Below are 16,376 nucleotides of genomic sequence, written 5' to 3'. Positions count from 1 at the left end.
AACACAGTCTCGCTCACCAGTGCGTGAAACCACGGTCTGGCCCACGCCGGTCGTGCGGGACAGCAGACGGAAAGATCTGAGATAGGAGTGACCCGAATGGGATCCGCGAAGGCGGTCACCGACGCGACGTTCGTCAGTGACGTACTGCAGTCCGACAAGCCGGTGCTGGTGGACTTCTGGGCCGAGTGGTGCCAGCCGTGCCGCAAGGTGGCGCCCGTGCTGGAGGAGATCGCCGGCGAGATGGCCGACCAGGTCACCATCGTCAAGCTGGACATCGACGCCAACCCGGAGACCGCGCGGGCCTACCGCGTCATGTCGGTGCCGACCCTGACCGTGTTCAAGGGCGGGCGGCCGGTGCAGTCGGTCGCGGGCGCCAAGCCCAAGGGCGACATCCTCCGGCTCATCGAGACGGCGCTCTGATTCTGCGCGAACCCCGTGGGGCTTCGAGCTGCGGCTCGGGGCCCCACGGGTTTGTCCGGCCGCGCACCGTGGAACATGGTCATGGTCCGGCGGGCCGGGCGGCGCGTCGGAACGACTACAGGTTCGAGATCCCTACCGGCCCGCGCGGCGCGATAGGCTCCGGTGGCATTTGTGAGGTTTACCAGGAGGTCCGCTGTGCGAGCCATCAAGCGCGGTGAGCGCGGCCCGGCCGTCACCGAGATCAGGTCGATCCTGGTCGCGTTGGGGCTGCTGGAGGCCCCGGCCGACCCGGCCGAGGCGGACCACTTCAACCCGGCCGTGGAGCGCGCCGTCCGCGCTTTCCAGCAGGACCGTGGGCTGTCCGTGGACGGCGAGGTGGGTGCGGAGACGTGGCGCGCCCTGGACGCCGCGCGGTGGACCCTGGGCGCCCGCACGCTCTACTTCAGCGTCTCCGACCCGCTGCGCGGCGACGACGTACGCCAGCTGCAGGAGCGGCTGCTGGAGATGGGCTACGACGTCGGCCGCACCGACGGCGTGTACGGGCCGCGTACCGCGCGGGGCCTGTCGGCGTTCCAGCGCGAGATGGGCCTCACCCCCGACGGCACCTGCGGCCCGCAGACCCTGCACATGCTGCGGCGGCTCGGGCGCAAGGTGGTCGGCGGCTCCCCGCTGAAGCTGCGCGAGGAGGTGACCTTCCGGCAGACCGGGCCCAGCCTGGTCGGGCGGCAGATCATCGTCGACCCGGGGCACGGCGGCTCCGACCCCGGCGTGGTGGTGCCCGACGGCCCGCTGCGCTGGACCGAGTCCGACCTGTCGTACGACCTCGCCACCCGGCTGGAGGGCCGGCTCGCCGCGGCCGGCATGCGGGTGCACCTGACCCGCGGCCCGCTGCCGATCGAGGCGCCCAGCGACCTGGACCGCGCGCAGCTGGCCAACGACCTCGCCGCCGACCTGCTGATCTCGCTGCACATCGACGGCCACCACAACCCGCAGGCCGACGGGGTCGCCACCTACCACTACGGCACCTCGAACGGTGTCACCTCGACGATGGGGGAGCGGCTGGCCGGCCTTGTCCAGCGGGAGATCGTAGCCCGCACCGGGCTGCGCAACTGCCACACCCACGCCAAGACCTGGGAACTGCTGCGCTACACCCGCATGCCCGCGGTACGCGTCGACGTCGGTTACCTGACCTCCCCGAAGGACCGCGCGCAGCTGATCGACCCGATGTTCCGCGAGCGCGTGGTGGAGGCGATCGTCGCCGCCGTGCAGCGCATGTACTACCCGGTCGAGATCGACGTGAAGACCGGCACCATCGACGTGAGCGCGCTGCGCCTGGCCCTGCCGAGCTGATCCCCGTGCCGACCACCCCCACCTCCGGCGAGGCCCGCCGGTACGCCGACCGGATGCTGTCCGAGATCACCGCCGCGCTGCTGCAGCGTGACCCCCGGCGCTGCCGCACGGTCTCCGACCAGGTGTACGCCAGCACCCTCGACCCTGCGGCCGTCGACGCGGCCGTGTCGTACGCGCTGGAGCAGGCGGTGCAGCACGCCTGGGACCGGCACTGGCGGCCCGTGGAGCTGGACCACGCGCTGCGCCGCTTCGCCGCCCGCGCCGGGGCCCCGAAGGCCGCCGCGGGCTGGATGTCGCAGCTGCTGTGCGATGTGATCGCCGGCCGGATGCGCGTCCACGACCCGGCGACCGTCGACGGGCGCTGGTCGGCTGAGCTGGCCACCCTCGACGCGACCGTGTGGTGGACAGGCGACACCGGTCAGCTGGCCCAGTTCGGCGAGCGGCACGGGCTCGTCCGGGAGAAGGTGCTAGGCGGCGCGTTCGAGCTCATGCGCTGGCTCTACCAGGAACTGCCGCCGATGGAGCCGGCCGGGCACGCGCCCGGTTCGCCCATCCCACCGCGTCGGACCGGCTCGGGAACGGGCAAATCCACCGACCAGCGCATGCTCGACCGAATTAGGGCATTGCTGGCTAAAGCGGAGTCCACCGGCTTCCCGGAGGAGGCCGAGGCGTTCACCGCCAAGGCGCAGCAGCTGATGGCCCGGCACAGCATCGACCACGCGCTGATCGACGCCGCGACGGGGGCGGGCGACGGACCGGCCACCCGGCGCATCGTCATCGCCAACCCCTACGAGGGGCCCAAGGCGATGCTGCTGCAGGTCGTCGCCGACGCCAACCGCTGCCGCGCGCTGAACTACAAGGACCTCGGGCTGAGCACCGTCGTCGGTTTCGAACCCGACCTGGACGCCGTGGAGCTGCTCTACACCTCGCTGCTGGTGCAGGCCGTGCAGGCGATGACGGTGGCGAACCCACGCGCCGACCGGTACGGCCGCAACGACGTGCGCTCGTTCCGGCAGGCGTTCCTCAGCGCGTACGCCCAGCGCATCGGCGAGCGACTCACCGAGGTCCGCGAGGAGGTCGACGCGGAACTGTCCGCGGGCACCGACCTGGTGCCCGTGCTCGCCGCGCGTTCCGAGGCCGTGGACGCCGCGTTCGAGGAGCTGTTCCCGCACCGGGTCAGCCGGACCTCGCGGGTGGCCAACGCGGCGGGCTGGGCCTCCGGCCGGGCCGCTGCGGACCGTGCCGAACTCGCGGTCCGGCAACGGCTGCCGGAGCCCACCGCGCGGTGACGCGCCGGCCGGTCAGTTGGTGGTGCTGCGCACCGCCGGACGCACTCCGGGCCGCAGCAGCTCCGGGCTCATCGAGCCGAGCAACTTCTCCAGCGCGTACTCCACGTCGGACTTCCACGACAGCGCGGTCCGCAGCTCCATACGCAGCCGGGGGAAGCGCGGGTGCGGGCGCACCGTCTTGAAGCCCACGGCGAGGAAGAAGTCGGCCGGGGCGAGGCAGCTGAACTGCTTCGTGTCCTCGTCGTCGGAGTGCTCGCCGAACTTGGCGTCACCGAACGCCTCGATGGCGCGGATGCCGCGCTTGGTGAGGTCGCGGGCCACCGACTGGATCAGCACCCGACCCAGCCCGCCACCCGCGAACGCGGCGACCACATGCGCGGTCATCAGCTGGACGGCGTCGGGGGAGACCGGCGAGGTGGGGAAGGCGTTGCCGCGGGGGACGTACATCGGCGGGGCGTAGAGCACGAACGCGGCGGGCATGCCGTCGACGTATGCGATCTTGCCGCAGGAGCCCCACTCCAGCAGGGTCTGCGAGACCCACGCCTCCTTCTCCAAGCCCGGGTCGCCGTTGGCACACGCCCGCTCCCCGGAAACGGGATCAAGCTCCCAGAACACGCAGTTGCGACAACCCTTGGGCAGGTCCTCCAGGGTGTCCAGCGTCAGATTCACCACTCTGCGTGACATGAGCAGCTCCGTGCTCTTACCGCGGCAGAGCCGCGTGCGCCGAAAATTAGCCCGCCACCGAGCCAACCCATTGACTTTACGCCCGATTACGGCCTTCCTGCACCCTATCCCGTTGGATGGATTCGACCGAATGTCGGTTCAAGACCCACATGACCCAGCGTACGATTCGATGACCAACTGTTTGTCCAGCCGGGGAGGGACCGTGGCGGAGACGGGCACGACGCTCGACGACTACACCGATCGGTACGCGCAGCGCATCATCGGGATGACCGCCTCGGAGATTCGAGCACTCTTCGCCGTGGCGAACCGCCCCGAGGTGGTGTCACTCGCCGGGGGTATGCCATACATCTCCGCGCTGCCGCTCGACGCGGTCGGAGAGGTCATCGGCGAGCTCGTCGCCAAGCAGGGCGCCAGCGCGCTGCAGTACGGCCTCGGCCAGGGCATGCCCGAGCTGCGCGAGCAGATCTGCGCGCTGATGGCCGACGTCGGCATCGACGCCTCGGTCGGCGCGTCACCCGACGACGTCGTCGTCACCATCGGCGGCCAGCAGGCCCTCGACCTGATCGCCCGGCTCTTCCTCGACCCCGGCGACGTCGTGCTCGCCGAGGGCCCCACCTACGTCGGCGCGCTCGGCGTCTTCCAGGCGGCGCAGGCCCAGGTCGTGCACGTGCCGATGGACCACGACGGCCTCATCCCGGCCGCGCTGGAGGTCGCCATCGAGGAGCAGCGCCGGCTCGGCCGCCGCGTCAAGTTCCTCTACACGATCCCGACCTACCAGAACCCGGCCGGCGTGACCCTGTCCGAGGAGCGCCGCGAGCAGGTCCTCGACATCTGCGAGCGGGCCGGGCTGCTGGTCATCGAGGACGACCCGTACGGCCGGCTCGGTTTCGAGGGTGAGGCGCCGCGGCCGCTGCGCGCCCGCCGCCGCGACGGGGTCTTCTACCTGAGCACGTTCTCCAAGACCTTCGCGCCGGGCCTGCGGGTGGGCTGGATCCTCGCCCCCCATGCGGTACGCGACAAGCTGGTGATCGCCACCGAGGCGAACATCCTGTGCCCGAGCAACTTCGCCCAGTCCGTGGTGAGCACCTACCTGTCCACCATGCCCTGGCGCCAGCAGCTCAAGACGTACCAGCAGATCTACGCCGAGCGCCGCGACACGCTGCTGACCGCGCTGTCCGACCTGATGCCCGAGGGCACCACCTGGACCCACCCCGCGGGCGGCCTGTTCGTGTGGGCGACCCTGCCCGCCGGTCTCAACTCCAAGGCCATGGTGCCCCGCGCCATCGCCGCGCGCGTCGCGTACGTGCCCGGCACCGGCTTCTACGCCGACGGCACCGGGCAGCAGCACCTGCGGCTGAACTTCTCGTTCCCGCCGCCGGAGCGCATCCGGGAGGGTGTGCGCCGCCTCGCCGGCGTGGTCGAGCAGGAGCTGGCCACGCGGGCCGTGTTCGGCGACACCGGGCCGCTGGACGCGGTGACCGAGCTGCCGCGGCCCGGCGCGCACGCACCCGGTCCCGACTTGGCATGATTCGAGGGTGACCGCACCGTCCACCTCGCCTGCCGTCCGAGCCGACCTCCGCTGCCTGGTGCTGGCGGGCGGCCTGTCCTACGAACGTGACGTCTCACTGCGTTCCGGCCGCCGGGTCCTGGACGCCCTGCGCGCCGTCGGCGTCGAAGCGGACATGCTCGACGCCGACATCGCCCTGCTACCCGCACTGAAGTCCGACCCGCCGGACGCGGTGTTCATCGCCCTGCACGGCTCCACCGGCGAGGACGGCTCGCTGCGCGGGGTGCTCGACCTGTGCGGCGTGCCCTACGTCGGCCCCGACGCGCGCTCGTCCCGGCTCGCCTGGGACAAGCCCTCCGCGAAGGCGGTCTTCGTCGAGTACGGCATCCCCACCCCCGAGTGGGTCGCCCTGCCGCACGACCGGTTCTCCGAACTCGGTGCCGTCGCCGTGCTGGAGCGCATCGTCGACCGGCTCGGACTGCCGCTGATGGTCAAACCCGCCCAGGGCGGGTCCGGCCTGGGCGCCGCGGTGGTCCGGGACGCCTCCGCGCTGCCGGCCGCGATGGTCGGGTGCTTCGCGTACGACCAGACCGCCCTGGTGGAGCGCTATGTCGAGGGAGTCGACGTGGCGGTGTCCATCCTCGACCTCGGTGAGGGTCCGTTCGCGCTGCCGCCCGTCGAGATCGTGCCCAGCAACGGCGTGTACGACTACGCGGCCCGCTACACGGCCGGCCTCACCACCTGGCACGCACCGGCCCGGTTGTCGGCGGAGACGAGCGCGCAGGTGGTCAAGACGGCGCTGGCCGCACACCAGGCACTGGGCCTGCGCGACATGTCCCGCGTCGACCTGATCGTGACCCCGGCGGGGGAGTGCACGGTCCTGGAGGTCAACGTCTCACCGGGCATGACCGAGACGTCCCTGCTGCCGATGGCGGTGCAGGCCGGCGGACTCGACCTCGGCGAGGTGATCACCCGCCTGGTCATGCGGGCCGCCACCCGCCCCGCCGGCTGACCGGCACGCACAGCTGCACGGCGAAGCGCCCAGGTTCCTCGGGAACCTGGGCGCTTCGCGTTATGTCGTTGGCTTGAGGTGTCTGTCTCTCGCCGTTGTCACTCGGTATCGCCGGGCTGTCGGCGGATCCCGCTGCCGGCTTCACCGCTCGGGTCTGCGCGACTGCCGGCGAGGTGCCCGAGCCTGTCAGGAGTCGGTCAGTTTCGCCGGCGCCTGCCAGTCGATGCGCGGTGGCTGCGCCAGCGGTGTGCCGCCGAACTCTGCCAACCACGCCGCGACGTGGGCCAGGCTCTCCCGCCACTGATCCTCGGGGATCGGCGGCAGGATGTCGTCCCACAGCGGCAGGAACGTGCCACGCAGCTGCAGCTGCCCGACCGGGCGAGCCATGAACCACACGTGGAGGTGCGCGGCCCCGTCACCCCACCGGTAGACGTGGACCCGGGCCACGTTGTCCAGTGAACGGATGGCCCGCTCAAGCCGCACCGTCATGACGCCGAGTTCGGCGGCGAGCAGGTTCGGCAGATCGCCCAGATCGAGGTGGGACCGAGGCTCCAGCATCAGCACCATCGGCAGGCCCGTGGGCCGGTCCATGGTGCGTACGCGCCAGCGCTCGTTCACCCAGATGTACGCGTCATCGGGTGCGGTGCACGCCGTGCAGTCGGCCGAGTCCTCGCCCTTGCGGGCGGGTTCGGTCTCTACCGGCGGGTCAAGATGCTTGATCTTGAAGTCGCCCTCGAATGGGAATGAGGGCCACGCAGTGAAGCCGGGAAGGGGCATGGGGATATCGGCCACCTGCAGAATCTAGCCCAGCCAGGCGGTCCTGTCTCCCCCCGGCTGTGGATTCCCGAAGGCCGGTTTCACGTGAAACCACAGCCCACAGGGTGCCTGTGGATAACTTTGTGGATAGGCGGGGACCTCCCTGTGGAATCTGGCATCGTTACCCCCGTCACCTTCTGAGTGCGCAGAGCGACGGCAGGTCTGTTCACGTGCTGATCCCGTTGGCAGCACTCGGATTCGACAGGTTCGTGGCGGTGGTTTCACGTGAAACATGGCCTGTGGATAACCGGGCTCCGGCTGTGGAAAGAGGACAGTCCAAGGCTGTGGACAGCGGATACGTGACCTTCCTCGCACTTCGGCGGGGCAGTGGAGATCGTTGACCTTGGGCATGCGGGTTGTGGATAACCCAGGTGACCTGTGTACAGACCACCGGCTGTCCCTACGGACCTGGCCCAGCGGGCAAGCCGCCTGGCCGACGCTGCCGGACGGGGATGCCCTGCCGCTCAAGCAACAGGCCGGAGAAGGGTGCCGGCCTGTCCGCCCCGGAAGCTCAGGCCGCAGCCGGTGCGCCACGATCGCCGGTCGTGCTCAGTCGGCTTGACCGGTGACAGGTCGGATCTGGTTCGCCTGGTCACAAGATCCCGGACGTGGGCCTGGGCATCCGGCTCAGGTTCGGGTACACCGCCAGGTCCGGCTTTCCGTTCCGCAGGCCGAGACGCGGCGAGGGTGGTCGAACCATGCGCCAGCCGTCGGCCACGAACTGTCTGGCGCACTCGGCCCGATCCGCTGGGCAGACCCAAGCGGTCTGGACCAAGCCCGCTGGCGACCCATGACGAAGGCGGGACACCGGCGAACCGTGAATACCACCGCCGAGTGGCCGAGGTGTCCGACAACGGTGCGTTTGGCATAGCAAGGATGGCGAGAGCGGGCCCGGAGCCAGGCGGGGTGCCTGGTCGGACTACTCGCCTGCCATCGGCCTACCCCTTTAAATCTGTTCCGCTTCCATATCGTTCTGCCGCCCCAGATCTGTGCGGCCAGTGCGGCGCGCCAAGCCCGACATCAGGCCGGGTCCAGCACCAGCGCGGTCCGCCGCGGGAAGGATGGCTCGCGATCGGGGTGACTGGACCCATCGTCCTGGGCTCGGGGTTGCGGTGCCCAGCAAAGTCTGCGGAGCGGTGGTGCAGGCCTTGCCGGTGCACCTGCTGTCCTCGACTTCTGCATGGGCTCGTTGAACCAACTGACAACTGATTGGGCACCGGCGTGGGCTGCATGGCACCGCTTCAACCACTGCGCCGGTGGGCCAAATCGTCGGGCCGTTATCCACGCATCTCGTGCTCGGGATCCACTCGCAGGACCTGGCTTCCACGGCTCGTCACGTCCTGGGTCCGGCGGGAGCAGGGGGCGTGGCGCTTCGTCGGATGGGCTCGGCAACGGAACCAAGCCGATCTTCACCGGGCCTGGCGCGAGTAGAGGGCTGGCTGAGGCGCGTCCATCTGAGGGCGACATGGCATCCGTCGCCGGCTTGTTCCCACAGTCGGCTGACCGCCAGGGCACCGTGGACGGCGGCAACGGTTCAGACCGTGGCCGGGCGGCGGTCCTGGCGGCTTATCGTCGGCTGACCCGGCATCGTGGTTTCACGTGAAACCGCGTGCAGGGAAAACCGGTCCGCCAGATCCCTTCCTTCGCCGTGTGCCTGGTGCTGGGCTGAACAACCCGTCACTCCGCAACCGAAGCGTGTCCAACCGTGCCTCGGGGTGCTTGCGGGTACGGCCCGGATCACCGGTGCTGGCGTCAGTTGCAACCGCGTGGACCTCCGGGTCCCGCTCGTTCAACGGCCTCGAGGTCGATTTGAGGACCTCGTCGAATCCAGCGACAAGCAGCCGAGTTCAGCGGCGCTCCCCGCACTGGCGGCACCGCCTCATCCACCGGTCTATGAGTTCCCCTGTACCCCGTTGAGCGGCCGTGCCGGCGGTTGGCGATCGCCGCCACGACGGGTACTGCTCATCGGGAAGGTCTGCCGCCCGGGTTCCACTCCACGGCGGCTCGGTCTTGTCCGCACGGGGTCCACAGGACAGCGCGTCGGCTGGTCCCGCTGCATGCACCAGCAGACCCGGGCCGCCGCCGCCAGGACCGCGCCGAACTAAGCGGGGCCGCAGTGTCCGCCAGGCCGGCCACCGAACCGCAGAAACCGCGGGACGGAAGTAGCAGGACCGGCGAGCCACACGGGACTACCAGGGGTCTACCCGCGGTCATGTGCTCTGCGAACACCTCAGTTGCCCTGAGACTCCCTGGGGCCTCGGGCCTTCGGGGCATCGGGGCATCGGGGCATCGGCTTCCCCTGGACGCCGGGGCCGCTGAACTGCTGAGCCGCGAGCAGCTGAAGCACATGGACGCGTGGAACGCTGAGTCCAGCACGCGTTCGTCGGGCCGGGAACAACGAGCCGCGCACCGGCACAAGGCGGATGGCGCTGCCGGGCGTGACCGCGACCCATCAACCGAATCAGTGAGCTCCGTTTCATCGCGGGCGTATCAACAGGTGATGGCTGAGGTCCTCTCCGGCGACGCCGGCGTCGCGCCCCGCCGACCCGAACCGCCCGGCCCGAACCCGCCGTTCCTGAACTGCTCTGCCCGAACCGCTCTGCCGTAACGCCCTGAGGCGGCACCGGCGAGGCCGACAGTTCGCTCGACGACAGCACATTCGGTAGCCGTCTCGACAGGAACTTCCGCCCGACGCCGCCGCAAACAGGCGGTTGACCAGACCACGGCCGCCGACGCGTCGTGGGGCGTGTCCACGGCTACGACGGCGCACCCGCGCAACATCGCGCGACACCTTCGCAGATCGGAAGAGAATCGCCCGTCGAGTACCCAATCCGCGCGCGGATCAGGTGCCCATGAAGTTGCCGCTGCATGTGGACAGGGCCACACGCCGAACGAGCCGTCATCTGCTGGTGCCACGGACTCCCGGCCGACGGAGTCCGATGAACCTCAGTCCATCAAGTGCGAACCCATCGGTTTGCTCAAGCAGCCACAGCTCGGTCGAGCCGGCACGGCGCACCCATCGCCAGTCCGGACCGAGGGCTCGCCGCGCCCGCTGTCGTCGGCCGCACGCGGGATTCCCAGTCGCCGCCCACACAACGACGCCGACCAGAACTAGCGGCGAATCCAGCCTCCGGAGGTTCGCGCGAATCGCGGATGAGTTCCTGGCCCACAACTCGGAGGGAAACGGGATCGGCTCGTGCGGGCGGCCTCCAGCCCGGGGTTGGCACACCACACTTCGTTGCGGGGTTCGGCCGTTGGCCCCCGGCCTCGACTGCGTGCTCTGCCGTATGACGATCCGCCTTCCCAGACGTCATGCCGGTCGCCGCGGTCCTCCAGTTAGGGGTCATGTTGGTGCGAGTCGGTTCTGCGCCATGGCTGCAGTGGAACCCGTACAGACAGACCTACGTCCGCAGTCGCGCGATGCACGACTCCACCGCACGACGTCGAGTGTCGGGTGGCCCGAGGACGGGTGACCTGACTCGGTGATGTCGCAGTTGTCGGCCAGGACGTTCAGGTGGACTGATGCGCCGGACGCCGACCACACGAGCCACGAATCGCCCAGTTGCACGCACTATCCCTGCAGTACCGAACTGCTTAGTGCCCCTGCGCCCCGCGCCAGTTCAGGAAACGTCGTCTGGCTCATGTGCGCGCTGCGGCCGTGCCGGCGAAAACACAGCGGCTTCGACAGGTGTGCAACGTGTCCCCAAGCCATACGCCGCCCGGGGCGCGCCAGCACGGTTATCCGCCTCAACCGGGCGGAGTTTGCTAGCGCGTCGCACGACGGCAACCAGGAGGGAGAACCGCACTAACCGAGAACGCGCGGGCGCTTCGGTCTCGGGTGGAGGAGCAAGCGCGCCTTCGCCATGGCAACGAATCTTCCGACTCCGACCGCGGTCGCCATCCGCGCGCCACACCGGTCGACCTCAACGCGGCACCAGTTGTCCTAGCGAGCTGTCGTTCCGAGCTGTCGTTCCGAGCCCTCGTGCAGAAGCGCACTCGCCAAGTTGTCAGTCACGTGCGCCAGCACTCCGCTTGAATGCGACAACGGCCGCACGTGCCGTCCTGGGCTGCAATGCTCTGAAGCCCTTCGCGGCGTGCCGTTCCGCGCAGGCGCAAAGTGCTGCCCGCCCGGCGCGGACCAGCAGGCCGGCAGAGATGGAGACGAACTGGGGCGGCCAGCGGTTGTTCTACGGGCGAGCCACTTGTTAGACACCTGCGCCCTTTCGGGCTGGCCGACCACGCCGGTGAACCTTGATTCGATTCGCTACAGAGACGGCTGCAACCGCGAACGCGATCATCGTGTTTCACGTGAAACACTGCGCCCGCCCACAGGGTCGCGCCAAACCGAGCCAGCGGTCGCCGTCCAGCCCGAGTGCGCCACTAGCCGGTTCGCGGACACACGGGCAACCCTCGTTGCTGGCGGGCGATCCCGTCGCACACGTCGGACGCAGCGAGTAGTTCTCGGGCGGAATGCCGTTCTCTCCGACGCCCACCTTCGGACGCGCGCAACCGGGGGAGCGTGTGGCCTTCCTCCTCGACGTCCGCCGAGGGAACCGCGCCACGATGCCGTGTAGAGCCGGGGGCATCGTCCGTCTCGCGAGCGTCCCAGATTCAAGTTCAACCCAGCCGCGTGCGCACGCACCCTGCCCTCCAGCGTTGGTCGCGATCGGCGGCCTGCCGTCGCCCGGGGATACCCGCCCAGAGTGAAGACCGACGACCGACCCGCGCGGCTGCATCGGCCGAGTGCTGCCCGGTGAACGCACCCGCACTCGGGTTGGCGTACCACTCGACCGACAAGTGCTCGGGCCACTGGCGCAACGCCCTTGGCTTAGGCCGATGCAACACTCGGTTACGCAGACCATGGGGAGAATTGCCCGCGACGGGCCTCGGCCCGGAACGCGCGATTCTGCGCCTGCGGCAAACTCTGCAACGCGTACTCCGCCGCCATCCGCCGACCGCTAGCGGCTATACCTCTGCCTCACGGAGCGGGGCCGCGTGGCTGGCACGGCGCGCGAACTCCTCGCACGAAATCACCGAACAGTCGGCGCGGATTGCACCGGGATGCGTCCAGGCAGATGCTGGCCGCCAGTTGGTCAAGCCGCTGGCCTCTAGTACTGCAGCCAGTTCCGCAGCCGACCGAGCGACAGCATCGGCCGCAACGCGTCGAGCGCGTTCGGACCGTCGCCTGCGGCCGACCCGAACTCCGATCGTCGGCGACTTCCCAACTGGCGCCACCCAAGACAGCCCCGCTCGGCTCCCCGCTCAACCACAGATCCGCACAACGCCACCTATCGGGTGGGCACGCGCCAACTCTCCGCCGTCCCAGGTTCCCTCATGACCGCCGAAGTCGACGGGCTGTCAGCCGAGTGGGAAGGTCACCGCCATGGCTGTCGGCGCCCTGCCTTCCCGCAGCGCCCGCACTTGCCCGTCCACTGCACAACCACTCCGCAGAACCCCTCAGCCGGCACCGGGTCAGGCGGAACGGCAGGACCGTGGCCTCACGACGAAGCATCAACGAACACTGCGCGTCGACACGAATGTCACGTCTGGCGCAGAGCAAACTGCCCCGCAGGCGCACTGCGCCCGTACACCGAAGCGCTCTCCACGGATCGGAAGTACCAAGCCCCACGACGAGAGCCCAGTGCTCCGAGACACGGTCCCGATGGAGGCTGCGATCCTCGCCTCGCTTCTCGCCGGCTTCTCCATCCGGCAGGCGGTCCTCCGGCGTGGGTGCTCCAGCCATGGCCGTTCGGACTGTCCGCCGCGCGTGGAACTCCGGCTTCGACCAACATGCGCTCCGACCATGGCACCGAGCGCCGGCGTCGATCGCAAGGTTTCACGTGAAACCAGAAGATCGCGAGCGCACCCCGTCCTCATTGGTTGAGAGGGCTCAGACTCCGAACCTTCGTGTCCCACCAAGTTCTTCAGGACCGGGTCGACACGAAGGACGCAGTCTGTCTGGCTTGAGCACTCCACTCGCTCGCCACGGCCCATCGCATCATGGGCAAGGGCAAGCCTGTGAAGGAGCCCGGCAGTCCACGACCTCCCAAAGGCTCGGAGAAAGTAGGCGCCACCGCCACTGGCTGACACCCGACCACCCGCCGAAGGGCTGGCGGTCGTCGCCTGCTTCGTTGGAGTCGACGCGCGCTACCCGTTCTGCCTTCCAACGCCCAAGAGCGCAAGCCGCATCGAAAGCGCCGACAAGAGCCCGTGAGGGAACACGGGCCGCTGAGACCGAACCTCGGAGAACGAGGCTCTGGGGCGTGGCCCGTGTTAGGGCAACCCACCACGCGCCCATGAAGCACGATCACACGACGGGGCTCGCCGCCCGCCTTGCACCGGCCGCGAGTTCCCGGCCAAGCGCCAGAGGTATCGTCCCTAGCTGACACGGCCGACGGTGCGACTAGAGCGAGCGAGTCGGGAGCGGGTCGGTACGTCGCGATCGGCTTGACTCATGTCCGCCGACGACAAGCCTGGGGGCCAACCTGACTCAGCGACGACTCTGTACTTACCGCGCCCTGCGAGGACCCTTGTGCCCACCCGCTCCGAGTTGACCCGTGGATCGACGCAGCACGGGTGGGGGAGTGTCGAACACGACCTCACCACCCTGCCTGCAGCGCTCGGGTGAACCCGCACCCCAAGCCCGCCGCACGAGTAGAGGATCTTCTGGTTTCACGTGAAACATCACCGCCTCGACTCAACGCCGATGCCGACCGCGCACTGAACGACACGCTGCAGGTGGCTACGCCATCCGATGCCCGACCCACCCTCGCGCTTCACGCCGTGACCCGGACACAGGCCTCCGTATGGCCACCGACGGTTGCCTAGCCAACGAACCGGAGCCCGCGGTCGAAGTGTGCCGACGCGCCGATCCACCGAGCTTTTGCCGCCGCCATGGGCCTCCCCGAATCGGACCCCGACCCGCCCATTCCACTGGTCCGCCGTTCCGCTGGTCCGGCATCTGTCGACTGGCGGACCCGGCTCCGCTCTATGCCAGCACCGGCAATCCGGCACCCCGGCCCGGCCCACGCAACCCACCCACGCATCCACACCCAATCGCTCGGCCTCGCACCCGTACGCTCCCCGCCTGGCGCTCGTACAGGAGCTCGCGGCCGGCCAGCCTGACCGCGGTCCGCCGCGTCGACGGCGAGGTGGAGCAGGAGCCGCTGGCGAGGTGGAGCAGGAACCGCTGCTGCCAAGGACACCCGCGAACCGCACAGGCCCAAGGGCGGCTCCGATGTCCTCGCTCCGAATTCCAGGCCCTCCTGGTCTGGATCGGGGCGATCACCGTGAACCTGAACCACACCCGTACGCCCGGGACCGCAGGCACGGGATGACATGGGTATGGCAGACGCCACTGCCTTGCGAGCGCAAGAGGCACCGACACGGCATACCGGGTCCCGAAGCCCTCGCCAGCGCGGCCGGAATCTACGCGCTTCCTCGGCCCGCACCGCCCAGGCAGGCCCGGACCGTCGTCGAGTCAATCCGCCAGACCCTGACCCGCAACCACCGCTGGCGAACCCATCACGCACCGGGCCTTCGACAGACCCGGAGTGCCCGACTTCTGCGCGCCCCACTGCCGTAAGCCCATCCAACTGGTCCACCCCTTCGGCCGCGGGGCTCGATCCACAGGTCCTGGCAACGAGCGCGGTGCACCCCATCCACAGGACCACTCCCACAGGCGCCGCCATCTCGTCCGCCAACTCCATCCCGCCAACTCCATCCCGTCGGCTCTGTCTCGTCGGCTCTGTCCCGTCAGACCGTGCAGCCACGTCGGGCCGACCAGACCCGGCCCGCCAGACCGTCCACGACGCTCGTCCGACCAGACTCTTCCGCCACGCCCGCCCGACCAGAGTCGTCATCCAGACCCGTCCCAGCAGACCTGTCCGTCACGACCGTCCCGCCAGGCCGGCACCACCAACCCTCTGCCGGTGCCTCTGTCCGGCTTCATGCGGAGACCTGATTGCTGGCCGAGTGGTTCAGTCCCGCAGACCCGACCCCAGAGGTCGAATCAGGCCAGCCGACCGGGCCAGCAGGCTGACCTACGTGCCCCGACAGGGGTCAGTCCGGCATGCCGAATCAGGAGGAGCGGTCAAGGATCAGCGTGGCCGAACCCGATTTGCATCTCCATCCACGGTGCGTCCAGGCGTCAGTCGGATGGTTGAGCCGAAGGCAGGCACAAAAAGCGGGCCGCCCCGTCGGACGGCCCGCTTCGTCAACCTAGTCTATTCCTGGTTCTCCACGCCGATGATCCCGACGATCCGCTCCAGGTCGTCGACCGTCGCGAACTCTATCGTGATCTTGCCCTTGCTCCGGCCGATGTCCACCTTCACCTTGGTGTCGAACCGGTCCGACAACCGGTCCGCCAGGTCGACCAACGCCGGGGCGTGCGGCTTGGCGCGCCGCTTGGCAGCGGGCTCCTTCGCATCGCTCTCCGCGTTGGCCAGCATCACCAGTTCTTCGGTGGCCCGCACCGACAGCCCTTCGGCGACGATGCGCGTCGCCAGCTTGTCCTGGGCGTCGGCCTGGTCGAGGCTCAGCAGCGCCCGCGCGTGGCCTGCGGACAGCACTCCGGCGGCCACCCGCTTCTGCACCTGCGGGGGCAGGTTCAGCAGGCGGATGGTGTTGGAGATCTGGGGCCGGCTGCGCCCGATCTTCTTGGCCAGCTCGTCGTGGGTGGCGCCGAACTCCTCCAGCAGCTGCTGGTATGCCGCCGCCTCTTCGAGCGGGTTCAGCTGCGCCCTGTGGATGTTCTCGAGCAGGGCGTCGCGCAGCATGGCGTCATCGCGGGTGTCCCGCACGATCGCCGGGATCATCTCCTTGCCGACGGCCTGTGCGGCACGCCAACGCCGCTCGCCCATGACCAGTTCGTACTTGTCCTGGCCGAGCTCGCGGACGACGATCGGCTGCAGGAAGCCGACCTCCTGGATGGAGATCTTCAACTCGTCGAGCATTTCGTCGTCGAAGATCTGCCGGGGCTGCTTCGCGTTGGGCACGATCGAGCCGACGGGGATCTCCGCGAACCGTGCGCCGGGCACGGGTGCCAGGTCCATCACCTGCGCCGGGGGAGGCATCTCCACGGCCTGCGGGGCCTGCGGAGTCTCCACCGCGACCGGGGCGGCCGGGGGAGCGGAGACCGGCGCGACCTCAACAGGCGTGGCCTGCGCCGGGACCGAAGCCGGGACCGGCGCGGGTGCCGCCGGCACGGGAGCCGCGGGTGCCGCCGGAGTCGTCGGGATCAGCGCGCCGAGACCCCGGCCGAGGCCTCCCTTACGTACGGGGGGCGGGGTCATGCCGC

Annotated in this window: 8 protein-coding genes; 5 read left to right on the top strand and 3 right to left on the bottom strand. The window is 69.5% G+C overall.

The features are described 5' to 3' along the window. Nucleotides 1–96 precede the first annotated feature (96 nt). The 3 genes from trxA to Cco03nite_RS27190 all read left to right on the top strand — a co-directional run bounded on the left by trxA (nt 97) and on the right by Cco03nite_RS27190 (nt 3,059). Entirely contained in the window at nt 97–420 is a 324-nt protein-coding gene (gene trxA, locus Cco03nite_RS27200; RefSeq protein WP_203695058.1) for a thioredoxin, read from the top strand. 195 nt (nt 421–615) lie between these two features. Continuing rightward, on the top strand, nt 616–1,770 hold the full coding sequence (locus tag Cco03nite_RS27195; RefSeq protein ID WP_203695057.1) for an N-acetylmuramoyl-L-alanine amidase: 1,155 nt from the start codon (nt 616–618) through the stop codon (nt 1,768–1,770). Nucleotides 1,771–1,775: 5 nt separating this feature from the next. Beyond that, nucleotides 1,776–3,059 (top strand): DUF2786 domain-containing protein, encoded by a 1,284-nt coding sequence (locus tag Cco03nite_RS27190; protein ID WP_203695056.1) that lies wholly within the window; start codon nt 1,776–1,778, stop codon nt 3,057–3,059. Nucleotides 3,060–3,071: 12 nt separating this feature from the next. On the opposite strand, the gene Cco03nite_RS27185 is transcribed toward Cco03nite_RS27190, so the two are convergent. Beyond that, on the bottom strand, nt 3,072–3,743 hold the full coding sequence (locus Cco03nite_RS27185; protein ID WP_203695055.1) for a GNAT family N-acetyltransferase: 672 nt from the start codon (nt 3,741–3,743) through the stop codon (nt 3,072–3,074). A 265-nt stretch (nt 3,744–4,008) separates the two neighbouring features. On the opposite strand from Cco03nite_RS27185, the gene Cco03nite_RS27180 reads away from it, so the two are divergent. Continuing rightward, nucleotides 4,009–5,271, top strand: coding sequence for an aminotransferase-like domain-containing protein (locus Cco03nite_RS27180; RefSeq protein ID WP_239167703.1), 1,263 nt, complete (start codon nt 4,009–4,011; stop codon nt 5,269–5,271). A 7-nt stretch (nt 5,272–5,278) separates the two neighbouring features. Next, nucleotides 5,279–6,262 (top strand): D-alanine--D-alanine ligase family protein, encoded by a 984-nt coding sequence (locus Cco03nite_RS27175; protein WP_203695053.1) that lies wholly within the window; start codon nt 5,279–5,281, stop codon nt 6,260–6,262. 186 nt (nt 6,263–6,448) lie between these two features. On the opposite strand, the gene Cco03nite_RS27170 is transcribed toward Cco03nite_RS27175, so the two are convergent. Then, complete coding sequence (locus Cco03nite_RS27170; RefSeq protein ID WP_239167699.1) at nt 6,449–7,054, bottom strand: hypothetical protein; 606 nt, start codon at nt 7,052–7,054, stop codon at nt 6,449–6,451. A gap of 8,249 nt (nt 7,055–15,303) precedes the next feature. After that, a complete protein-coding gene (locus tag Cco03nite_RS27165) occupies nt 15,304–16,371 on the bottom strand; it encodes a ParB/RepB/Spo0J family partition protein (protein ID WP_203695052.1) in 1,068 nt (355 codons plus the stop codon). Between the last annotated feature and the right edge of the window lie 5 nt (nt 16,372–16,376).

The organism is Catellatospora coxensis (assembly GCF_016862635.1).
Classification (GTDB): domain Bacteria; phylum Actinomycetota; class Actinomycetes; order Mycobacteriales; family Micromonosporaceae; genus Catellatospora; species Catellatospora coxensis.
This window is presented reverse-complemented; position numbering and strand designations above follow the sequence as displayed.

Coding starts and splice junctions, on each gene's coding strand:
- trxA (WP_203695058.1), top strand. CDS start 97: ATGGGATCCGCGAAGGCGGTCACCGACGCGACGTTCGTCAGTGACGTA.
- Cco03nite_RS27185 (WP_203695055.1), bottom strand. CDS start 3,743: ATGTCACGCAGAGTGGTGAATCTGACGCTGGACACCCTGGAGGACCTG.
- Cco03nite_RS27180 (WP_239167703.1), top strand. CDS start 4,009: ATGACCGCCTCGGAGATTCGAGCACTCTTCGCCGTGGCGAACCGCCCC.
- Cco03nite_RS27165 (WP_203695052.1), bottom strand. CDS start 16,371: ATGACCCCGCCCCCCGTACGTAAGGGAGGCCTCGGCCGGGGTCTCGGC.